Annotated in this window: 18 protein-coding genes; 10 read left to right on the top strand and 8 right to left on the bottom strand. The window is 72.7% G+C overall.

Translation table 11 applies throughout. From position 1 onward, the window contains the following. Positions 1–103: 103 nt before the first annotated feature. The 7 genes from AB0878_RS43570 to AB0878_RS43540 all read left to right on the top strand — a co-directional run bounded on the left by AB0878_RS43570 (position 104) and on the right by AB0878_RS43540 (position 11,648). On the top strand, positions 104–1,603 hold the full coding sequence (locus AB0878_RS43570) for an amino acid permease (RefSeq protein WP_366588077.1): 1,500 nt from the start codon (positions 104–106) through the stop codon (positions 1,601–1,603). 10 nt (positions 1,604–1,613) lie between these two features. Further along, positions 1,614–2,444: an urea amidolyase associated protein UAAP1 gene (locus AB0878_RS43565; protein ID WP_366588075.1), complete on the top strand. Its 831-nt coding sequence runs from the start codon at positions 1,614–1,616 to the stop codon at positions 2,442–2,444. Beyond that, a complete protein-coding gene (locus AB0878_RS43560) occupies positions 2,441–3,061 on the top strand; it encodes an urea amidolyase associated protein UAAP2 (protein ID WP_366588073.1) in 621 nt (206 codons plus the stop codon). The genes AB0878_RS43565 and AB0878_RS43560 overlap by 4 nt, the downstream gene beginning before the upstream one ends. Beyond that, complete coding sequence (uca, locus tag AB0878_RS43555; RefSeq protein WP_366588071.1) at positions 3,058–6,597, top strand: urea carboxylase; 3,540 nt, start codon at positions 3,058–3,060, stop codon at positions 6,595–6,597. Before AB0878_RS43560 ends, uca begins: the two co-directional genes overlap by 4 nt. Next, positions 6,594–8,183 (top strand): allophanate hydrolase, encoded by a 1,590-nt coding sequence (locus tag AB0878_RS43550; RefSeq protein ID WP_366588069.1) that lies wholly within the window; start codon positions 6,594–6,596, stop codon positions 8,181–8,183. Before uca ends, AB0878_RS43550 begins: the two co-directional genes overlap by 4 nt. A gap of 162 nt (positions 8,184–8,345) precedes the next feature. Beyond that, a complete protein-coding gene (locus AB0878_RS43545) occupies positions 8,346–9,536 on the top strand; it encodes a thiolase family protein (RefSeq protein WP_366588139.1) in 1,191 nt (396 codons plus the stop codon). Further along, positions 9,537–11,648 (top strand): 3-hydroxyacyl-CoA dehydrogenase NAD-binding domain-containing protein, encoded by a 2,112-nt coding sequence (locus AB0878_RS43540; RefSeq protein WP_366588067.1) that lies wholly within the window; start codon positions 9,537–9,539, stop codon positions 11,646–11,648. Positions 11,649–11,702: 54 nt separating this feature from the next. Here the strand turns inward: AB0878_RS43540 and AB0878_RS43535 are convergent, their stop codons facing one another. From AB0878_RS43535 to AB0878_RS43500, 8 genes are all read right to left on the bottom strand, one after another. Beyond that, positions 11,703–12,182 carry a hypothetical protein gene (locus AB0878_RS43535; RefSeq protein WP_366588065.1) on the bottom strand — a complete coding sequence of 160 codons (480 nt, stop codon included), beginning with the start codon at positions 12,180–12,182 and terminating at the stop codon, positions 11,703–11,705. A gap of 13 nt (positions 12,183–12,195) precedes the next feature. Next, positions 12,196–12,705 carry a permease-like cell division protein FtsX gene (locus AB0878_RS43530; RefSeq protein WP_366588063.1) on the bottom strand — a complete coding sequence of 170 codons (510 nt, stop codon included), beginning with the start codon at positions 12,703–12,705 and terminating at the stop codon, positions 12,196–12,198. Between the two features lie 56 nt (positions 12,706–12,761). Next, positions 12,762–13,256: a hypothetical protein gene (locus AB0878_RS43525; protein WP_366588061.1), complete on the bottom strand. Its 495-nt coding sequence runs from the start codon at positions 13,254–13,256 to the stop codon at positions 12,762–12,764. A gap of 29 nt (positions 13,257–13,285) precedes the next feature. After that, positions 13,286–13,687, bottom strand: a complete 402-nt coding sequence (locus AB0878_RS43520) for a permease-like cell division protein FtsX (protein ID WP_366588058.1) — start codon at positions 13,685–13,687, stop codon at positions 13,286–13,288. 132 nt (positions 13,688–13,819) lie between these two features. After that, entirely contained in the window at positions 13,820–14,332 is a 513-nt protein-coding gene (locus AB0878_RS43515; RefSeq protein WP_366588056.1) for a hypothetical protein, read from the bottom strand. Positions 14,333–14,362: 30 nt separating this feature from the next. Beyond that, positions 14,363–15,508 (bottom strand): HAMP domain-containing sensor histidine kinase, encoded by a 1,146-nt coding sequence (locus tag AB0878_RS43510; protein WP_366588054.1) that lies wholly within the window; start codon positions 15,506–15,508, stop codon positions 14,363–14,365. Continuing rightward, positions 15,508–16,182: a response regulator transcription factor gene (locus AB0878_RS43505; RefSeq protein ID WP_220238356.1), complete on the bottom strand. Its 675-nt coding sequence runs from the start codon at positions 16,180–16,182 to the stop codon at positions 15,508–15,510. Before AB0878_RS43505 ends, AB0878_RS43510 begins: the two co-directional genes overlap by 1 nt. 75 nt (positions 16,183–16,257) lie before the next feature. Further along, positions 16,258–17,739: a PucR family transcriptional regulator gene (locus tag AB0878_RS43500; RefSeq protein ID WP_366588051.1), complete on the bottom strand. Its 1,482-nt coding sequence runs from the start codon at positions 17,737–17,739 to the stop codon at positions 16,258–16,260. Positions 17,740–17,846: 107 nt separating this feature from the next. Here AB0878_RS43500 and AB0878_RS43495 point away from each other — a divergent pair, with 107 nt between their 5' ends. Genes AB0878_RS43495 through AB0878_RS43485 form a run of 3 tightly spaced genes read left to right on the top strand, consistent with a single transcriptional unit; the run spans position 17,847 to position 21,914 of the window. Beyond that, entirely contained in the window at positions 17,847–19,298 is a 1,452-nt protein-coding gene (locus AB0878_RS43495; protein ID WP_366588049.1) for a sodium:solute symporter, read from the top strand. A gap of 37 nt (positions 19,299–19,335) precedes the next feature. Beyond that, the gene (gene speB / locus AB0878_RS43490) at positions 19,336–20,280 is read left to right on the top strand and encodes an agmatinase (RefSeq protein ID WP_366588137.1); all 945 of its coding nucleotides are present in this window, start codon (positions 19,336–19,338) and stop codon (positions 20,278–20,280) included. Next, the gene (locus AB0878_RS43485) at positions 20,277–21,914 is read left to right on the top strand and encodes a thiamine pyrophosphate-binding protein (RefSeq protein ID WP_366588047.1); all 1,638 of its coding nucleotides are present in this window, start codon (positions 20,277–20,279) and stop codon (positions 21,912–21,914) included. Before speB ends, AB0878_RS43485 begins: the two co-directional genes overlap by 4 nt. Positions 21,915–21,986: the final 72 nt, after the last annotated feature.

Raw genomic sequence — 21,986 nt, 5'->3', positions numbered from 1 at the left:
CACGCGTTAACACTCGCCTTACGCGGGCGAGACGGCACCGACCCACCGGCGGCTTAATTTCGGTCAACCGATCGAAATCCCCGCCAGCAGACGGGAGCCCCGCATGCCCGCGCCACCGGTCCCCTCCGACGACCTCACCCAGTTCGGCTACCGCCAGGAGCTCCGCCGCAGCCTGGGCGGCTTTTCCGCCTTCGCGGCCGGCTTCTCCTTCGTCTCGATCCTCACCACCGTGTTCCAGCTCTTCGGCTTCGGCTACACCTTCGGCGGCCCGCTGTTCTTCTGGTCGTGGCCGTTCGTGCTCGCCGGGCAGGTCCTCGTCGCGCTCGTGTTCGCGGAGCTGGCCGCCCGCTACCCGCTCGCCGGATCCGTCTACCAGTGGGCCAAGCAGCTCGCGCGTGGGTTCGCCGGCTGGCTCGCGGGCTGGATGATGCTGCTCGGCTGCGTGGTCGCGCTCGCCGCCGCGGCGATCGCGCTGCAGATCGTGCTCCCCTCGGTGTGGAGCGGGTTCCAGCTCGTCGGCGGCGACCCGTCGGTCACCTCACCGACCGGCGCCACGAACGCCGTGCTGCTCGGCACGCTGCTGATCGTGTTCACCACGGTGGTCAACGCCGCCGGCGTGCGCGTGATGGCCCGGATCAACGACGTCGGCGTCGCCGCGGAGCTGATCGGCGTCGTCGTGCTCATCGGTGGCCTCGCGCTGTTCGCCGTGCGCGGGCCGCAGGTCGTGGTGCACAGCGTCCCGGTGAGCGACGGCGCCTCCGCGGCCGGGATCGGCGGTGTGCTCGCTTCGGCACTGATGGCCGCGTACGTGCTGTACGGGTTCGACACCGCGGCGTCGGTCGCGGAGGAGACGCGCGACGCCCGCCGGGCCGCGCCGCGAGCCGTACTGCGCGCGGTGCTGGTGTCCGGAATCGGCGGCCTCGCCGTGGTGCTCACCGCGCTGATGGCCGCGCCGAGCCTCACCGACGGCGAACTCGCCGGGCACGGCCTGCCCTACGTGATCACGGCCGTCTTCGGCGACACCTTCGGCCGGATCTTCCTCGCCGACGTCGCGATCGCCGTGATCGTCTGCACGCTCACCATCCAGACCGGCACGATCCGGCTGATCTACGCGATGGCCCGCGACAACGCGCTGCCGTTCTCCACGCGCCTGTCCGGCGTGAACCCGCGCACCGGCACCCCGCTGTGGCCCGCCGTCGTCTCCGGTGCGCTGGCGATCGCGCTGCTCGGGGTGAACGTCGGCAACCCGACCCTGTTCAGCACGATCACCGGCACCTCGGTCGTCGTGGTCTACCTCGCGTACCTGCTGGTCACCGGCCCGCTGCTGGTGCGCCGGCTGCGCGGGCGGTTCCCAGCCCAGCCGGGCCTGTTCTCGCTGGGGCGCTGGGCGCTCCCGGTGAACGTCGCCGCGGTCGCCTACGGCGTGGTGATGATCGTCAACATCGCCTGGCCCCGCGCGGAGATCTACGACCTCGCCGGCTCGGGTTCGCCCTGGCTGCTGCTGTTCCCCGTCGAGTTCGTCGGCGCCGCCCTGCTGATCGGCTGGTTCTGCTGGCTGCGGCTGCGCCGGTCCACCGCCCCCGCCCTCGAACCCGCGGTCTGAGAGGACGTCCATGAGCACCACGGCAACCACGTACGGCGCGCGCGACCACGCCCGCGCCCAGGCCGGCACGGTCGTCGACACCATGCCGACGATCCCGGCCACGGGATCACCGGCACCGCCCGGCGTCGATCCCGCCACGCTGACCTGGGCCGAGACCGTGGCCGGCGGCGGCTACACGCACAAGGTCCTCGCCCGCGGCACCCGGCTGCGGCTCACCGACCTCGATGGGGACGCCTGCGCCCACCTCCTGCTGTTCAACGCCGACGCGCCGTGGGAACGGCTCAACGTGGCCGACACCGTGAAGGTGCAGTGGAACGCCTACCTCGGCGAATCCGTCGCACTGCTGTCGGACCAGGCGCGGGTGCTCTCGACTGTCGTGGCCGACACCAGCGGCCGGCACGACGCGTTGTGCGGCACGTCCACTGTGGACGGCAACACCGAGCGCTACGGCGACGGCGCACCCGAGGGGCCCTCGCCGGCCGGGCTGCCCCTGTTCACGCTGGCGGCGGCGAAAAACGGCCTGGGGCCCCGGGATCTGCCGCCCAGCCTGTCGTTCTTCCAGGGCGTGCGGGTCGACGCGGAGGGCGGGCTCGAGTTCACCGGCTCCGCAGGCCCCGGCGCGTCGGTGGACTTGCGGATCGAGCTGCCGGTGGTCGTGCTCCTGGCCAACACCGCACACCCGCTCGACCCGCGCGAGGACTACACCGTGAGCCCGCTGCGCGTCCTCGCCTGGCGCGACCGGCCGACCACTCCGGACAGTCCGGAGTGGACCCACACGCCGGAAGCGCAGCGGGCGTTCGAGAACACCGCCGACTACCTCACCGCCCGGGGGCTCGCATGACCACGACCGTGCTCGACGTCGAAGTCCCCGCGCGGGCGCCGTTCTCCACGGTGCTGCGCCGCGGCCAGGAGCTCGCGATCATCGACCTCGGCGGCAACCAGGCCGTCGACTTCCTCTGCTACGACGCGAACGACACCTCCCGCCGCTACAGCGCCGCCGCGACGATCTCGGCGCAGCGGAACATCTTCCTCACCACCGGCAGCGTGCTGCGCACCGGTGAGGGCGCCCCGCTCGTCACCGTCGTCGCCGACACGTGCGGCCGCCACGACACGCTCGGCGGCGCGTGCAGCAAGGAGTCCAACAGCCTCCGCTACGGCCAGCACACCCGGTTCCAGCACGCGTGCGCCGACAACTTCCTCATCGAGGGCAGCAAGTGGGGCCTCGGCAAACGCGACCTGGTGAGCAACGTCAACTGGTACATGAACGTGCCCGTCGAGGCCGACGGCACGCTCGGCATCGTCGACGGCATCTCCGCGCCGGGCCTGGAAGTCCGGCTGCGTGCCGAGACCGACGTCCTCGTGCTCGTGTCCAACTGCCCGCAGATCAACAACCCCTGCAACGGCTTCGACCCGACGCCGGTGCGGATGGTCGTGACCGAGCCGGAGCGTGCGGCGTGAAACTCCTGGTCGCCAACCGCGGCGAGATCGCCGTCCGCCTGCTGCGCGGCGCGCGGGAGCTGGGCATCCCGACCGTCGCCGTGTACTCCGACGCCGACCGCACCGCGCCGCACGTCCGGCTGGCCAACGAGGCCGTACGGCTCGGGCCGGCGCCCGCCGCCGAGAGCTACCTGCGGGCCGACGCGATCATCCGGGCCGCGCTCGACACCGGCGCGGACGCGATCCACCCGGGGTACGGCTTCCTCAGCGAGGACACCGCGTTCGCCCGGGCCTGCGAGAACGCCGGGATCGCGTTCGTCGGCCCGGCGCCGGAGCACCTGGAGGTGTTCGGCAGCAAGCACACCGCGCGCGAGGCCGCGATCGCCGCCGGCGTGCCGCTGCTGCCGGGCACCGGGTTGCTGGCCGACCTCGACGAAGCCCTGGCGGCAGCGGCCGGGATCGGCTACCCGGTGATGCTCAAGGCGACCGGGGGCGGCGGCGGGATCGGGATGCGCGCGTGCGCATCGGCCGAGGAACTGTCCGCCGCGTGGGAGACCGTGCGCAGCGTCGCGGCCAAGAGTTTCGCCAGCTCCGGCGTGTTCCTGGAGCGGCTGGTGACGAGCGCGCGGCACGTCGAGGTGCAGGTGTTCGGCGACGGCGCCGGCGCGGTCCTCGCGCTGGGCACACGCGACTGCTCGCTGCAGCGGCGCAACCAGAAGGTCGTCGAGGAGTGCCCGGCGCCGGACCTGCCGGACGCGGTGCGGCGGCAGCTGGCCGACGCGGCGGTGGCGCTGTGCTCGTCGGTGCGCTACCGCTCGGCCGGCACGGTCGAGTTCGTCTACGACCCCGTCCGCGAGGAGGCCGCGTTCCTCGAGGTCAACACGCGGCTGCAGGTCGAGCACCCGGTGACGGAGGCGGTGTACGGCGTCGACCTGGTGGGCTGGATGCTGCGGCTCGCGCAGGGCGATCGCGGGATGTTCGACGCGGTCCCCGAGCCGCGCGGGCACGCGTTCGAGGCCCGCGTCTACGCCGAGGACCCGAGCGCGAACCACCGTCCGAGCGCCGGCCTGGTCACCGGTGTGACGCTGCCGGACGTCCGGGTCGACACGTGGATCGAGGCCGGCACGACCGTCACCACGCATTACGATCCCTTGCTGGCCAAGGTGATCTGCACCGGAACCGACCGGGCGGACGCGCTGGCGAACCTGCGCGCGGCCCTCGCGGCCACGGCGGTCGACGGGCTGCGCACCAACCTCGGCCAGCTTCGCGCCGCGGCCGTCGATCCCGCGTTCACGAGCGCCACTCACGACACCGCGACGCTCGACGGCGTCACCGACGACGAGCCGCGGATCGACGTCGTGCGCGGCGGCACGATGACCACCGTGCAGGAGTGGCCGGGCCGCACCGGATTCTGGCACGTCGGGGTCCCGCCGTCCGGCCCGATGGACGACCTGTCCTTGCGGCTCGGCAACCTCGCGCTCGGCAACCCCGAGGGCGCGGCCGGCCTCGAGTGCACTGTGGACGGTGTCACCCTGCGGTTCTCGGCCGCCACCACCGTCTGCGTCACCGGCGCCGACGCGCCCGTGCTCCTCGACGGCGCCCCCGTTCCCGCGTGGACGCCGTTCGAGGTCCCGGCCGGCGGCACGCTCGACGTGGGCGCGGGCACGGCCGGCCTCCGCAGCTATGTGCTCGTGCGCGGCGGCCTCGCCGTGCCGGAGTTCCTCGGCAGCGCGGCGACGTTCACGCTCGGCCGGTTCGGCGGGCACGGCGGCCGCGCGCTCGCCGCGGGCGACGTGCTCACGCCCGGCCCGGAGCCCGCGGACCCGGTCGCCGGCGCCGTCGCGGACCGGCCCCCGATGAGTACACAGTGGACGATCGGCGCGCTGGAAGGACCGCACGCCGCACCGGAGTTCTTCACGCCGGCCGACATCGAGACCTTCTACCGCACCGACTGGCAGGTGCACTTCAACTCCGCGCGCACCGGCGTCCGGCTCGTCGGGCCACGCCCGGAGTGGGCTCGCGAGGACGGCGGCGAGGCCGGGCTGCACCCGTCCAACATCCACGACACGCCGTACTCGATCGGCGCCGTCGACTACACCGGCGACCTGCCGATCCTGCTCGGCCCCGACGGCCCGAGCCTCGGCGGGTTCGTCTGCCCCGCGACGGTGGCCACCGGCGAACGCTGGAAGCTGGGCCAGTTGCGCCCGGGCGACACCGTGCGGTTCGTCCCGATCGACACCGACCACGCCGCGGCCCTGCGCCGGCGCCCGGCGGTGCCACTGCTCGCCAGCCGCGGTGTCCTCGACGACGGCGGTGTGCTCGCCCGGCGGCCCGCGGCCGACGGCGAGCCGTCGGTGACCTACCGGCGCAGCGGCGACGACAACCTGCTCGTCGAGTACGGCGACATGACCCTCGACCTCGCGCTGCGGATGCGCGTCCACGCGCTGGCCGAGCGGCTCGCCGCCGAAGGCGTACCGGGGATCGTCGACCTCACGCCGGGCATCCGGTCGCTGCAGGTGCACGTCGACCCGGACGCGCTGCCGGTCGGCAAGGCCCTCGGCCTCGTGCGTGAACTGGAGGGCGATCTCCCGGGCACCGCGGACCTGGTGGTGCCCAGCCGCGGCGTACGGCTGCCGCTGTCGTGGGACGACCCGGCGACGCGTGAGGCGATCGAGCGGTACATGACGGGCGTGCGCGACGACGCTCCCTGGTGCCCCTGGAACATCGAGTTCATCCGCCGCGTCAACGGTCTGTCTACTGTGGACGACGTCTACCGCACGGTGTTCGACGCCGAGTACCTCGTGCTCGGCCTGGGCGACGTCTACCTCGGCGCGCCCGTCGCGACGCCGCTGGACCCGCGCCACCGCCTGGTGACCACGAAGTACAACCCGGCGCGGACGTGGACGGCCGAGAACTCGGTCGGCATCGGCGGTGCATACCTGTGCATCTACGGGATGGAAGGGCCGGGCGGTTACCAGTTCGTCGGCCGCACCGTGCAGGTGTGGAGCGGCTGGCACCAGCGCGGCGCGTTCGAGCCGGGTTCGCCGTGGCTGCTGCGGTTCTTCGACCGGATCTCCTGGTACCCGGTGTCGGCCGACGAGCTGCTGGACCTGCGGGCGCGCGGCTCGGCCGGGCAGCTGGAGCTCGACATCACCGACGGGGAGTTCCGCCTCGCCGACTACCAGCGGTTCCTCGCCGACAACGCCGAGAGCATCGCCGGGTTCCGCGCCACGCAGTCGGCGGCGTTCGAGGCGGAACGCCGCGCCTGGGCGGCCGCGGGCGAGTTCGACCCGAAGCCGGAGCCGGTCACGAGGCCGCCGGCCCGCGTGCAGGCGCCGCCGGGCGGCCACGTCGTCGAGGCCCCGTTCGCCGCCACCGTCTGGCGCGTGGACGTCGAGGCGGGCACGCGGGTGGACCACAAGCAGTCGCTGGTCACGCTGGAAGCCATGAAAACCGAGGCGCGCATCCCCGCGCCCGCGGACGGAAAGGTGCTCGAGGTGCTCGTGTCCCCCGGCGACCAGGTCGCGCCCGGCACCCCGCTGGTGGTGCTCGGATGATCCGCGAACGCGTGCGCGCCGCGTACCGGCGCATGGAGCAGGTCGACCGCCCCGAGATCTGGGTCGACCTGCGTTCGGAGGCCGAGCTGCTGGCCGAGGCCGCAGCGCTCGAAGAGCGGTACACGACCGGGGAACCACTCCCCCTGTACGGACGGCTCGCCGCGGTCAAGGGCAACATCGACGTCGCCGGGCTGCCGACCACCGCCGGGTGCCCGGCCTACGCCTACGAGCCCGAGGCCGACGCCCCCGTGGTCGCCCGGCTGAAGGCGGCCGGGGCGCTGGTGCTCGGCACGACGAACCTCGACCAGTTCGCCACGGGGCTGGTCGGCACGCGCAGCCCGTACGGTGCGGTGCGCAACGCCGTCGATCCGGCGTACGTGTCCGGCGGGTCCAGCTCGGGGTCCGCAGTCGCCGTCGCGCTGGGGATCGCCGATCTCGCGCTCGGGACGGACACGGCGGGCTCGGGCCGGGTGCCGGCGGCGTTCAACGGGATCGTCGGGCTGAAGCCGGCGCCAGGCCTGGTGCCCACGGACGGCGTCGTGCCGGCGTGCGCGAGCATCGACTGCGTGTCGGTCTTCGCGCGCACGGTGGGCGAGGCGGAACTCGCGTTGCGGTGTCTCTCGGACGAGGGCGCCTTCCGGATCGGCGTCCCGGCCGCCCTGGGCCCGCTGCAGGACGGCTGGACCGAGGCCTACACCGCCGCGGTGGCGGACTACGCCGCGGCCGGGGCGGCGGTGACCACCGTGGACTTGTCGCCTTTTCTCGCCGCGGCGCGGCTGCTGTACGAGGGCTCGTTCGTCGCCGAGCGCTACACCGCCGTCGGCGAGTTCGTCGAGAAGCACCGCGACGACGTCGACCCGACTGTCGCGGGCATCATCACCGCCGCTCGCGACCTGCCCGCGCACCGGGTGTTCGCCGACCAGGCCACGCTGGCCGAGCTCAAGCGCGAGGCCGACGCCGTGCTCTCCACAGTGGACGCCCTGCTGCTGCCGACCACCACCGGGCACCCGACGCTCGCCGAGGTGGCTGCGGACCCGGTCGGCGCGAACGCCGCCCTCGGCCGCTTCACGAACTTCGCCAACCTGCTCGGCCTGTCCGCGCTCGCCGTGCCCGCCGGGACCGTCGGCGGACGGCCGTTCGGGGTGATGCTCGTCGGCCCGCCCGGCGCGGACGCGAAGCTGGCCGCGCTGGCCCGTGGCGTCGAGGAGCGCGTGCGCCTCGTCGTCGTCGGAGCGCACCTGCGGGGGCAGCCGCTCAACCACGAGCTGACCTCGCGCGGTGGCCGGTTCGTCGCCGAGACCGAGACCGCGCCCGAATACCGGCTGCACGCGCTGGCCACGACCCCGCCGAAACCGGGGCTCGTGCGTGTGGCCGAGGACGGCGTCGCGATCGCGGCGGAGGTGTGGGAGCTGCCGGTGGCCGGCTTCGGCGCGTTCGTGGCGGCGGTACCGGCGCCGCTGGCGATCGGGCGGGTGCGCCTGGCCGACGGCTCGGAGGTCTCGGGGTTCCTGTGCGAGCCGGCGGCGCTCGCCGCCGCGGAGGACATCTCGGCGAAGGGTGGCTGGCTCGCCCACCTGCGGTCCTGAGGGCGGGGGCCGCCCGGGAGTGTGCCGTCGCCCACTCGTCCGGGCCACTCCCCTGGTTACCCACCGGTAACAAGGGCTATCGTGCGGACAGGATTTCTGTCTACTTCAGGAGCATTCGTGGCCGCACCAGCAACGCCGCCCCTTGCGCCGACCGCGCGTGGGGTGCGCAACGTCGTGTTCGTCGAAGGGGTACGCACCCCCTTCGGCAAGGCGGGCGACAAGGGCATCTACGCCGGGACCCGCGCGGACGACCTGGTCGTCAACGCCATCCGTGAGCTGCTGCGGCGGCACCCCGAGCTGCCGCCCGAGCGGGTGGACGACGTCGCCATCGCCGCGACGACCCAGATCGGCGACCAGGGCCTCACCATCGGCCGCACCGCCGCCCTGCTGGCCGGGCTGCCGAAGTCCGTGCCGGGCTTCGCGATCGACCGCATGTGTGCCGGCGCGATGACGGCCGTGACCACAGTCGCGAGCGGCATCGGCTTCGGCGCGTACGACATCGCCATCGCCGGCGGCGTCGAGCACATGGGCCGCCACCCGATGGGCGAGGGCGTGGACCCCAACCCGCGCATCATTGCCGACAAGCTCGTGGACCCGACCGCACTCGTCATGGGCCAGACCGCGGAGAACCTGCACGACCGGTTCCCGGAGATCACCAAGGAGCGCACCGACGCCTACGCCGCGCGCAGCCAGGAGCGCTACGCCGAGGCCGTGAAGACCGGCAAGATCGGCCCCGAGCTGGTGCCCGTCGCCATCCGCTCGAAGGAACTCGGCTGGGGGCTGGCGACCGAGGACGAGCCGCCGCGCCCGGGCACGACCGTGGAGCAGCTGGCGAAGCTGAAGACGCCGTTCCGGCCCCACGGCCGTATCACCGCGGGCAACGCGGCGGGCCTCAACGACGGCGCCACCGCGTCGATCCTCGCCGACGAGGAAACCGCCCGCGAGCTGGGCCTGCCGGTCGCGATGCGGCTGGTCGGCTACTCGTTCGCCGGCGTCGAGCCGGAGGTCATGGGCATCGGCCCGATCCCGGCCACGGAGAAGCTGTTCAAGCGCACCGGCCTGTCGATCGACGACATCGGCCTGTTCGAGATCAACGAGGCCTTCGCCGTGCAGGTGCTGGCCTTCCTCGACCACTTCGGCATCGCCGACGACGACCCGCGCGTGAACCAGTGGGGCGGCGCGATCGCGTGCGGCCACCCGCTGGCCTCGTCCGGCGTGCGGCTGATGACGCAGCTGGCGCGCCAGTTCGCCGAGCGCCCCGACGTGCGCTACGGCATGACCACCATGTGCATCGGGATCGGCATGGGCGGCACCGTGATCTGGGAGAACCCGGCGTTCGAGGGGGCGAAGTAAATGACTTTCACCGCTGAAGAGGCCAAGGCCGCGTTCCCCGACGAGGTCGTGACCACCGCCGTCACCCGCCTGGTGAAGGTGCCGGGGCTGGCCAAACCCGTCGCGCTGATCACGCTCGACAACGGCCACGACCACACCCGGCCGAGCACATTCGGCCCGCAGGGGCTGGTCTCGCTGAACGCGGCGCTGGACGTGGCGTTCGCGGCCGAGCCCGCGGCGATCGCGGTCACCGGCAAGCCGTTCATCTTCGCCGTCGGCGCGGATCTGTCCGGTGTGGAGGCCGTGTCCGACCCGGCGCTGGCGCGCAAGATCGCGCAGACCGGCCACGACGTGTTCCGCCGGCTCACCGAGTCGACGATCCCGACGTTCGGCTTCGTCAACGGCGCGGTGATGGGCGGCGGGCTGGAGCTGGCGCTGTCGTGCCACTACCGCACGCTCTCGGAGAACACGGCCGCGATCGCGTTCCCCGAGGTGTTCCTCGGCCTGTTCCCGGGCTGGGGCGGCACGCAGCTGCTGCCGAACCTCGTCGGGGCCGACGCCGCCGTCACCGTGATCATCGAGAACGCGCTGGCGCAGAACAAGATGCTCAACGTCAAGCAGGCGGCGGAGCTGGGCATCGTCGACGAGGTGTTCGGCTCGGCCGACTACCTCGAACAGTCGCTGCTGTGGCTCGCGAAGGTCGTCAACGGCGAAGTCACCCCCGCGCGGCGCGAGATCGATCGCGGCGCCGGCTGGGACGCGGCGATCGCCCGCGCGAAGTCCATCGTGGACGGTCGCACGCACGGCGCTTCGCCGGGCGCGACCAAGGCCGTTGAGCTGCTGGAGCTGGCGCGGGAGAACGATCTCGACCGCGGCTACGCGGCCGAGACGGACGGCCTGGCCGAGCTGCTGATGTCCGACGTGCTGCGCGCCGGGCTGTACTCGTTCAACCTCGTGAACAAGCGCGCGAAGCGCCCGGCCGGCGCGCCGGACAAGTCGCTGGCGCGCAAGGTGAACAAGGTCGGCATCGTGGGCGCGGGCTTGATGGCCAGCCAGCTGGCGCTGCTGTTCGTGCGGCGCCTCAAGGTGCCGGTGGTGCTCACCGACGTCGACCAGGAGCGCGTCGACAAGGGCGTGGGGTACGTCCACGACGAGATCGACAAGCTGCTGGCCCGCAAGCGCGTGTCCCCCGACGGCGCCAACCGGCTCAAGGCGCTGGTGACCGGGTCGCTGGACAAGGCCGCGTTCTCCGACGCCGACTTCGTGATCGAGGCCGTGTTCGAAGAGCTGGGCGTGAAGCAGGCGGTGTTCGCCGAGCTGGAACAGCACGTGTCGCCCGAGGCGATCCTGGCGACGAACACGTCGTCGCTGTCGATCAGCGCGATGGCCTCGAAGCTGCAGCACCCCGAGCGCGTGGTGGGTTTCCACTTCTTCAACCCGGTGGCCGTGCTGCCGCTGCTGGAGATCGTGCGCGGCGAGAAGACCGACGACGCCACGCTCGCCACGGCGTTCTCGGTCGGCAAGCAGCTGAAGAAGTCGAGCGTGCTGGTGAAGGACGCCACGGCGTTCGTCGTCAACCGGCTGCTGCTGCGTTTCCTCGGCGAGGTGCTGGTGTCCGTGGACGAGGGCACGCCGTTCGAGGTCGCGGACTCGGCGCTGGAGCCGCTGGGCCTGCCGATGTCGCCGCTGAACCTGATGCAGCTCGTGGGCCCGGCCATCGCGCTGCACGTGGGCGAGACGCTGCACGGCTCGTTCCCGGACCGCTTCACGGTGAGCGAGAACCTCGCCAAGTTCGTGAAGGCGGGCAAGAAGGGCGTGTGGACCTGGGACTCGTCGGGCAACGCGTCCGTCGACCCGGAGGTCGACGCGCTGTGGACCCGGGGCGACAACCCGTCCACGGCGGAGCAGGTGCGCGACCGCGCGCTGAACGCCATCGCCGAGGAGATCCGCCTCATGCTCGACGAGGGCGTGGTCGCGGAGGCACAGGACATCGACCTGTGCCTGCTGCTGGGCGCGGGCTGGCCGTTCTGGAACGGCGGCATCACGCCGTACCTGGACCGCGCGGGGGTCTCCGAGCGGGTGAACGGGAAGCCGTTCCTGGCGCCGGGTGTCGCTTCGGTTCCGGTGGCTTGAGTTTTCCGGGGCGGCTGTCCTCTGTGGACGGCCGCCCCGCTTCCGGGTTCCGGGTTACGGGCAGGACGGGGCGCGGGTGCCGGGCGGAAAGTACTCTCGCACCTGGTCCTGGGTCAGCGGGTTCACGCCTCCCGCGCCCAGGGTCCGCTGCCGCAGTTTCGCGGCCAGTGCGGTCGCGTCGGTGCCCGGTCGCCCGAATGCGGTGATCATCGGCGGCACGTCTTCCGGGCCCATCGCCTGCCGCAGGTCCGGGTCGTCCTTGAAAACTTCCTTGAGCCGGGCGTAAGTCTGGGCCCGGGTCTCGGTGAACACCTCGGCCACGTCGGGGTCGTCCTGCAGCGCCTGCGCCGCGAACTGCATCTCGTCATCCTTGTCGAAGGCGAGTTGCACGGCGGTGCAGCCCCCGCGTTCACCCGACGGCGCGGCCTGATGCCGGCGCACGGCGTCGGAGTGCACGGCGCCGCCGACGACGAAGGCCAAGCCGACACCCGCACCGAGGGCGAGCACGAGCACGGGGGCGAGCCAGCGCCACATTCGCCTCACCTGATCAGAACTCCCCCGCGCGCGGGCAGACCGGACCGCGCTTGTCCTGGGGGAGCTTCTCGCGCACGGCGTTGACGTCGAAGTCCTCGGCCCGCCGCGCGTTCGGGAACCGCCGCCCGAGTTCGGCCGCATACGCCTTCAAGTCCGTGCCCGGAAGCGGGATCACGGTCACCGAGCCGGGGATGGCGCTCGGATCCGTGGTCGCCAGGAGGTCGGGCTCGTCCTTGAAGATCTCCTTGAAGCGCACCCAGGCTTCGGCCTTCGTCTCGGTGTACACGTGCCGGGCCTTCGGGTCGTCGCGCAGCTGGTCGGCCGCGAACCGCATCGCCTGGTCGTCGTCGAAGTACACGTCCACGGCCGCGCACGGCCGGTGCCCGGCCAGCGGCACCGGTGTGCGATTCACCGGCAACGGATCCGGCCGCACGGCCGCCCCGATGACAAACGCCAGCCCGACCCCCGCGCCCAGTGCGACGACCAGCACCGGGACGAGCCAGCGCCAGATGCGAATCCCCATGAAAAGATCATCACACACCGAGCCGGGAGTGGTCCCGGTCAGCGTTCGCGGTGCGGCTAAGCGCAGACGAAGCCCTGGAGCCCTGAGTGGTACTTCTTCCAGACGGCCTCGAGGTCGAGCTGCTGGACCTTCTGCCCGTCCGGGAACCGCTGCTTCAACTCGGCGCCGTACGCGGTGAGGTCGACACCCGGAACCGGAAGCACGCCCACCGTCGCCGGCATGGCGCTTTCACTCGCGGCGGCGATTTTCGCCGGGTCCTGCTTGTAGATCTTCTTGAACTCCATCCAGGTCATCGCCTGGGTGTCGAGGAAGACCCGACGAGCCCGCGGGTCCTCACCCAGCGCGGCGGCGGCGCGGCGCATCGAATCGTCGTCACGGAAGAAGACCTGCACAACCACACACGGCTGGTGCCCGGCCGACGGCGCCGGCGTCCGAGCCGCCGACGACGCCACAGCCCGCACCGACCCGGCGACCAGGAAGGCGGCCCCGGCGCCCACCCCGAGCGCGACCACCAGAACCGGCGCGAGCCAGCGCCACAAGCGAATCCCCACGGTCTTTCCTCTCACCCCGGATGCCGGGGTCAACGTTCGCCGGCCGGAGGGCAGGCGGGCCCGCGTTGGTCCCCCGGCAGGGTTTTCGCGAACGAGTCGACGTCGAACCGGTTTGCGTCGGCTGCGCTCGGGAACCGCTGTTTCAGTTCGGCGGCATACGCGCTCAAGTCGGTGCGCGGAACCGGGATCACGGTGATCACCGCCGGCATGTCCGTCGGCTTCGCCTGTGCGACGAGGTTCGGGTCGTCCCTGAAGAGCTCCTTGAACTGCACCCACGCCTCAGCCTGGGTCTGGGTGTACACCCGCCGCGCCTTCGGGTCGTCAGCGAGCGCCGCGGCCACCCGGCGCATTTCGCCATCGAGATCGCGCCCGACCCCGGCGTCGAAGAACACCTGCACGGCCGCGCACGGCTTGTGCCCGGCCAGCGGCACGGGTGTCCGGTCGACCGGCAGCGGGCCGGCCGCACCGCAGCCCCGGCGAGCAACGCCGGCCCGGCCCCCGCGCTCAGCGCGACGACCAGCACCGGGGCGAGCCAGCGCCACAAGCGAATCCCCATCACGCGCTCAGTACTCGCCCGCACGCGGGCACGTCCGGCCGTCGCGGGGTTTGCCGAACAGCTTGTTGAAGGCGTTGACGTCCATGGAGTAGATCTCCTGCGCGTCCGGGAAGCGGGTCTTCAGCCGGGCGGTGTAAGCCACGAGGTCGGTGGTGGGCGGCGGTACGACGGTGACCACCGCGGGCGAGCTCTCCTCGCCGCCCAGGCCGTTCAGCATCTCCGGGTGGTCCTTGAAGCCGTCGCGCAGCGAAAGGAAGGACTCGTGTTTGGTCTCGACGAAGACGAGCCGCGCGTCGGGGTCGTCGTGGAACGTGGCGGCGGCGCGCCGCATCTGCTCGTCGGTGTCGAAATACGCCTGCACGTCCCGGCACGGCTGGTGCGCGGCCAGCGGCACCGGCGTGCGGTCGACCGGCAACGGGGCCGGCCGCACGGCCGTCCCGACCACGAAGGCCAATCCGGCGCCCACCCCGAGCGCGACGACCAGCACCGGGGCGAGCCAGCGCCACATTCGCATCCCCACGCACGATCATCATCCGGCGGGGCGGGAACGTTACCGGGTGGGGACGCCGTGCGGTCCGGCCGGCAGATGAACCGTGACGGTCAACCCGCCGCCCACCACCGGCTCCGCGGAGATGGCACCGCCGTGGGCCTGGACCGCGGCGCGCACGATCGACAACCCCAGGCCCGCTCCCGAGCGGGCGGTGCGGGCGACGCCGGCGCGGCGGAAGGGCTCGAACAGCTCCGGCACGGCCGCCGGGTCGAGCAGGCCGCCCGACGAGCGCACGCGCAGCGTGGACCACTGGGGGCCCGGTGTCGTGGTGACCTCGACCCAGCCGCCGTCGACGTTGTGGCGCACGGCGTTCTCGACGAGGTTGCCGGCGATGCGTTCGAGCAGCGCGGGGTCACCGAACGCGGGCGCGGCGACGGTGGCGAACTCGGCGCGCAGGCCCCGCGCCGAAGCCTCCGCGCGCACGGCCGCCCACGCGCGCCCGACGAGCACCGCCAGGTCCACCGGCTCGCGCAGCACCAGGCCGGCGCCGTCGGTGCGGGCCAGGAGCAGCAGGGAGTTCACGAGCTGGCCGGCGCGTTCCGTCGCGTCGCGGACCACACCGCCCATGCGCCGCAGCTCGGCCTCGTCGGCCTCCTCGTCGGACAGCGTGACATCGAGCTCGGTGCGGATGACCGAAAGGGGCGTGCGCAGCTCGTGGCTCGCGTTGGCGACGAAGTGGCGCTGCGCGTCGAACGCGGCCTGCAGGCGGTCGAGCATGTCGTCGAAGGTCTGGGCAAGCTCGGCCAGCTCGTCGCGCGAGCGGACCTCGCCGATGCGCTCGCCCATCGACTCCACCGAGAGCCGCCGCGCGGTGCCGGTGATCTCGCGCAGCGGCAGCAGCACGCGCGAGGTGAAGGTCCACGCGAGGATCGCCGCCGCGGCCACGACGAAGCAGAACGCCAGCGAGCCGAAGATCAGCACCCGGTTCACCGCGTGCGTCCGCAGGTGCTGCGCGAGCGTGGACGCGTCGACGTCGACCCCGTCCACGCGCACGATCGTGCCGGGCGGCATGTGCGGCACGGCGTCCACCGCGTCGCCCACGAGCGACCACGCCAGCCACAGCAGGAGGAGCCCGGCCGCGGCCACCAGCACGGTCGCGAGGATCGTGACCCGGGCCCGCAGGCTGCGTGTGCCGGGCAGGTTCACTACGCGCCGGCCTCCGCGACCGGCACCCGGTAGCCCGAGCCCACCACGGTCTCGATGATCCCCGGTTCACCCAGCTTCTTGCGCAAGGTCATCACGGTCACCCGCACCGTCGTGGTGAACGGGTCGGCGTTCTCGTCCCACACGCGCTCCAGCAGCTCCTCGCTGCTGACCACGGAACCCGAGGCCGACAGCAGGACCTCGAGCACGCCGAACTCCTTGCGCGTCAGGTCGATCGGCCCGCTCGCGCGGCGCACGATGCGCTTCGCCGGGTCCAGCTCCACGTCGCCCGCCGTGAGCAGCGGCGGCGCGGCCGGCGTCGCGCGGCGGCCGAGGGCACGCACGCGGGCGACCAGCTCGGGGAACGCGAACGGCTTCGCGAGGTAGTCGTCCGCACCGAGCGACAGCCCGTCGACCCGGTCGGAGACGGAACTGCTCGCGGTGAGCATGAGCACCCGCGTGAGCTCGCCCGACGCGACGATCTCGCGGCACAGCTCATCGCCCGACATCCCGGGCAGGTCGCGGTCGAGCAGCACCACGTCGTACCGGGTGACGGACGACTTCTCGTGCCCGTCGTCACCGGTCAACGCGACGTCCACCGCCATGCCCTCGCGGCGCAGGCCGCGGGCGATCGCGTCGGCCAAGGGCTCTTCGTCTTCGACTACCAGAACACGCACCAGACCACAATCCCACAGTTTCCTGAGAGCACCTGAGAGACCTGAATGGACACTCCGGGCCACCTCACGCGCAGCTCACGACCAGCGCAGCGCGAACCACAGCCGCATCCGCGTCTCGGGGTCCGAAAGATCCACGCCCAGCGCCCGTTCGGCCTGCCCGATCCGGTGCCGCACGCTGTTGCGGTGCACCCCGAGCTCGGCGGCCGTGCGGTCCCAGCCGCCGTGGTGCGCGAGCCAGGTCCGCAGCGTCGGCACCAGCTCCCGGTCGTGCGCGCGGTCCAGCTCCCGCAACGGCGCCAGCACCCGCTCGGCGAACCCCGCCGCGGCACCGGGCGCGACGAGCGCGTCGAAACCCAGCGGGTCCGCGGCCACCACCGGTCGTCCGAGGGCCTGGGCGCGGGCCAGCAGCAGCTCCGCCTCCGCGAGCGCGCCCGGCAGCCCGTCCGCGGTCACGGGCGAGCCGGCCACCGCGAGCCAGCCGTGTTCGCGCAGCCCGTCGAGCTCCGGCGGCGCACCCACCACCGCGAGGAACCGCGGGCCGGGCAGCACCTGCACGAGCGGAGTGTCGAGCCGTGCGCGCAGCCAGTCGTGGCGCACGGCGACCTCGTCCGGGCCCCGGCGGTGCGCGACCCCGGCCACGAGCCGGCCCTCCGCCGTGCCCAGCAACGTCGTCAGCACGCCCGCGCCACCCCGGCCCAGCAGCAGACCGGTGGCCGCCGCGCCGAGCTCCGCCGTGTCGGAGCCGGCGCGGCCGACGAGCCCGAGCAAAGCCGCGCCGACGGCGAGGATCGCGCGGTCCCCGCCGTCGAACCGGCGGCGACGCCCGAGCACGAGCAGGTGCGCCGCCGTCGCCTGCGGGTACACCGGCTGCGCCACCACGTACGTCCCGTCCGGCAGCTCGGTGGTCGCGCTGCGGATGCCGGTGCCCGCACGCACCGTCGTGAGCAGGTCGGCGACTTCCGGCGGCAACGGCTGCGGCGCGTCGTGCCCGGCCACGAGCGCGTCGGCGGGCCCGACGAGCGCCACCCAGCCCCGCAGCCGCTCGGCCAGCGCCGTCACGAGCGCCCCCATGCCGTCGCCCGCGGCGCGCGTGAGGGCCTCCCGCGCGGCCGCCGTCCGGCGCTGTTCGCGTTGCCCCGCCTCGGCGAGCGCGACGGCGACGGCCCGGCTGATCGCGAGGAACGGCGTGCGCGGCGGCACGACCAGGAGCGGCAATCCGTGGCGCACGCACGCGTCGCGCAGCGGCTCGGGCAGGGTCTCCGACACCGTCGGGGTGAGGCCGAAACCCAGCGCGGTCACGCCGGCGTCGCGCAGGCGGCGGACGTAGTGCTCCGGTTCGCGCGGCAGGTTGACCCCGGCGGTGAGCACCAGCTCGGCACCGAGCAGGTAGGGCGCGGGATCATCGAGCTCGCTCACGTGGGCCCAGCGCACAGGCGCGTCGAGCGCGCCCGGCCGCAGCGTCTCCCGCACGAGGTCGAGCGCGAGCTCCGGGTTGCCGACGACCGTCCGTAACGGAACATTCACTTCCGCGGACTCGTGCTCGAGGTTCTGGGTCATTCCATCCCGGCTTTCGACGGTTCCTGGACGGATCGTCCCATGCCGCAGTGGTGGCGCACGAACCTACGGTGGCCCGAACAACCCCGCAGAGAACCGAGGAGGACCCCGTGGGCGGCGACTACGCGGTGATCGCGCTGTACATCGCGGGCATGATCGGAGTGGGCTGGATCGGCTTGCGCCTCGCGAAGACCAAGTCCGACTACCTCGTGGCGGGCCGGCGGCTGGGCTGGTTCATGTACTCCGGCACGATGTCGGCCGTCGTGCTCGGCGGCGCGTCGACCGTCGGCGGCGTGAAGCTCGGCTACACCTACGGCGTCTCGGGCGCGTGGCTCGTGGTCACCATCGGCGTCGGCATCCTCGTGCTGCACGCGGTGTTCGCGCGGCGGCTGGTGAAGCTGCGCGTGTACACCGTCGGCGAGATGCTGGACCTGCGCTACGGCGGCCGCACCAGCGCCGTGTCCGGGGTCGTCATGTGGGGCTACACGCTCATGCTCACCGTGACCTCGACGCTGGCGTTCGCGTCGATCTTCAAGGTCCTGTTCTCGATCCCGAGCTGGGCCGGCATCGCGATCGGCGGCTCGATCGTGGTGCTCTACTCGGTGCTGGGCGGCATGTGGTCGATCACGCTCACCGACATCGCGCAGTTCGTGATCAAGACGATCGGCATCCTGTTCGTGCTGCTGCCGATCGCGCTCGTGTCCGCCGGCGGCTTCGGCGGGATGGCCGAGAAGCTCGACGCCACCTACTTCGAGTTCACCTCGATCGGCGGCGAAACGATCCTCACGTACTTCCTGATCTACACCTTCGGCCTGCTCATCGGGCAGGACATCTGGCAGCGCGTGTTCACCGCCCGCACCCCGCGCGTCGCGACCGGCGGCGGCATCATCTCCGGTGTCTACTGCCTCGTCTACGGCGTGGCCGGCGCGCTCATCGGCACGGCCGCGAAGGTGCTCTACCCCGACCTCGGCAGCGCGCAGGACGCGTTCGCCACGATCGCCGAACGCCTGCTGCCCACCGGGGTGCGCGGGCTGGTGCTGGCCGCCGCGCTGTCGGCGCTCATGTCGACCTCCAGCGGCGCGCTGATCGCGTGCGCCACCACCACGACGTCGGACCTGCTGCGCAAGATCGGCCTCAAGGGCGGCGAGGTGCTGCGCAACCGCGTGACCACGCTGGTCCTGGGCGTCGTCGCCATCGGCATCGCGATGGTCGTGGACGACGTCGTCAACGCGCTCACCATCGCCTACGACATCCTGGTCGGCGGCCTGCTGGTGACGATCCTCGGCGCGTTGTTCTGGAAGCGCGGCACGCGTCAGGGCGCCTACGCGTCGATGGTGGCCGGCACGGTGTTCGTGGTCGCGTTCATGATCATCGACGGCGTCGCGGCCAACAGCCCGATCTACTGGGGCCTCGGCGCGAGCCTGATCGTGTACGTCGCGGTGAGCCTCGCGACGCCGCGCACCCCCGAAAGCATCCTTTCCGTGTGGACGCGGCGCCTGAACGGGTCCGCGGCAGAGGAAGAGAAAGCGGTGCCGGAGACCCCGGCCGCCGCGCAGGCCTGAACACCCCAACCACGAGGAGCACACCGCAGTGAGTGACCTGCCCCCGATCGGCCCGCTCGACTCGTCGCGCGTCCCGCGCTTCGCCGGCTTCGCGACCTTCGCGCGGCTGCCGCGGATCGACGAGGTGGACCACGCCGACGTCGCCGTGGTCGGCGTCCCGTTCGACTCCGGCGTGTCCTACCGGCCGGGCGCGCGCTTCGGCCCCGCCGCCGTGCGCGAGGCGAGCCGGCTGCTGCGGCCGTACCACCCGGCGCTGGACGTGTCGCCGTTCGCCGAGCGGCAGGTCGTGGACGCGGGGGACATCGCGGCGAACCCGTTCCACATCGGCGAAGCCATCGAGAAGGTGCAGCAGGACGCCGAAGCGCTCATGGCCGGCGGCACGAGGCTGGTGACGGTCGGCGGCGACCACACCATCGCGTTGCCGCTGCTGCGCGCCACGGCGAAGAAGCACGGCCCCGTCGCGCTGCTGCACTTCGACGCGCACCTCGACACGTGGGACACCTACTTCGGCGAGCCCTACACGCACGGCACGCCGTTCCGCCGCGCCGTCGAGGAAGGAATCCTCGACACCGCAGCGCTTTCGCACGTCGGCACGCGCGGACCGCTGTACGGCAAGCGCGACCTGGAGGAGGATCGCCGGCTCGGCTTCGGCATCGTCACCTCCGGCGACGTGCTGCGCCGGGGCATCGACGAGACCGTCGACGCGCTGCGCCAGCGGATCGGCGACCGGCCGCTGTACGTCTCGGTGGACATCGACGTGCTCGATCCCGCGCACGCGCCCGGCACCGGCACGCCCGAGGCGGGCGGGATGACGAGCCGCGAGCTGCTGGAGATCCTGCGCGGGCTGCGCGACCTGCACCTGGTGGGCGCCGACGTCGTCGAGCTGTCCCCGGCCTACGACCACGCCGAGATCACGGCCATCGCCGCCTCGCACGTGGCCTACGACCTCGTGAGCCTGCTGGCGCTGGGGAAGAGCGAATGACGCGCATCGGGGGCGACGTCGTCGTCGAGACGCTGCGCGCGCTCGGCGCGGACACGGTGTTCGGGCTGCCGGGCCAGCACGCGCTGGGGCTGTTCGAGGCGCTGCGGCGCGCGGACGACGTGCGCGTGGTGAGCTCGCGGGTGGAGAACAACCTCGCGTTCGCCGCCGACGGGTTCGCCCGCGCCCGGCTGGCCGCCGTTTCGGGAGGCCCGATTCCGGTCACGCCGATGATCGTGTCGACGGGCCCGGGTGCCTTGCTGACGCTGGCTTCGCTGCAGGAGTCGCGGGCCGCGTCGGTGCCGGTGCTCGGGATCTCCAGCCAGATCCCCGCCGCCGGGCTCGGCGGCGGGCGGCACGGATACCTGCACGAGCTGCCCGACCAGCAGGCGAGTTTCCGCGACGTCGTGAAATCAGTGCACGTGGTGCGGAGCGTCAGCCAGATCCCGACGGCGCTGCGGGAAGCGTGGACGGCGGCGGCGACCGCGCCGTACGGGCCGGTGTGGGTGGAGATCCCGCAGGACGTGCTGCTGGCGCCGGCCTCCTTGCCGCCCCTGCGCGACGTGACCGCGACGCCGGTGCTGCTGGAACCGTTGCCGGAGCTGGCGGCGGAAGCGTCGAAGCTGCTGGCCGCGGCGGAGAACCCCGTGATTCTCGCCGGCGGCGGAGCGCTGCGGTCGGGTGCGCAGGCGGAGCTTCTTGCGGTAGCCGAAGCGCTGCGGGCGCCGGTGGTGTCGACGTTCGGCGGCAAGGGCGTGTTCCCGTGGGATCACGAGCTGTCCGCGCGCTCGTGGCTGGAGGACTGGCACACCACGGAGTTCCTGGCCGGCGCGGACGTGCTGCTGGTGCTCGGGTCGGGGCTCGGTGAGCTGTCGAGCAACTACCGCGAGTTCGCGCCGCGCGGGCGGGTGATCCAGGTGGAGGCCGACCTCGGGAAGCTGGAGTCGAACTATCCCGCGCTGGGCCTCCACGCCGACGTGCGGCTGTTCCTGGGGGCGCTGGACCTTCCGGCGCGGACCGCGGACGGGCGTGCCGAAGCCGCCGTGGCCGATTTGCTCGCGCGCGTCGAGTCGCGATTGGACAGTCAGGACCTGGCCACGGAACGCAAGCTCGTCGACGATCTCCGCGCTGCGGTGCCGCAGGGTGCGCAGACGTTCTGGGACATGACGATCGCCGCCTACTGGGCGTGGTCGGCGTGGCAGCCGGACGGCGCGCCGATCCACACCGCGCAGGGTGCGGGCGGCCTCGGTTACGGGCTGCCCGGCGCGCTCGGCGCGGCCGCGACCGGCATCCCCACGCTGGCCGTCTCCGGCGACGGCGGCGCGATGTACGGCCTGGCCGAGCTGGCCACCGCCAAACAGCACGGTCTCGACGTCACATGGCTCGTGATCGACGACGGCGGCTACGGCATCCTGCGCGAGTACCTCACCGGCGCGTTCGGCGAGACCACCGCGACCGAACTGGCGCGGCCCGACTTCGCGGCGCTGGCGGAGTCGTTCGGGGTTCCGGCCGTGCGGTCCACGCTCGGCTCGGTGGGCGCGGACGTGGCGAAGGCCCTGCGCACGCCGGGACCGTCGGTGGTCCTGCTGCCGGCCGTGCTGAAGATGTTCGCCCCGACCCACCTGGAGAAGCTGTGACCCACGTCCTGAACTTCGCCGACGGCGCTTTTGGTGCGGCCTAGGACACGCTCACCCTCACCGACCCGGCCA

The sequence above is a fragment of the Amycolatopsis sp. NPDC047767 genome (genome assembly GCF_040704195.1).
In the GTDB taxonomy this organism is placed as follows: domain Bacteria; phylum Actinomycetota; class Actinomycetes; order Mycobacteriales; family Pseudonocardiaceae; genus Amycolatopsis.
The sequence above is the reverse complement of the archived record's forward strand: the minus strand, read 5'-3'. Positions and strand labels throughout refer to the sequence as shown.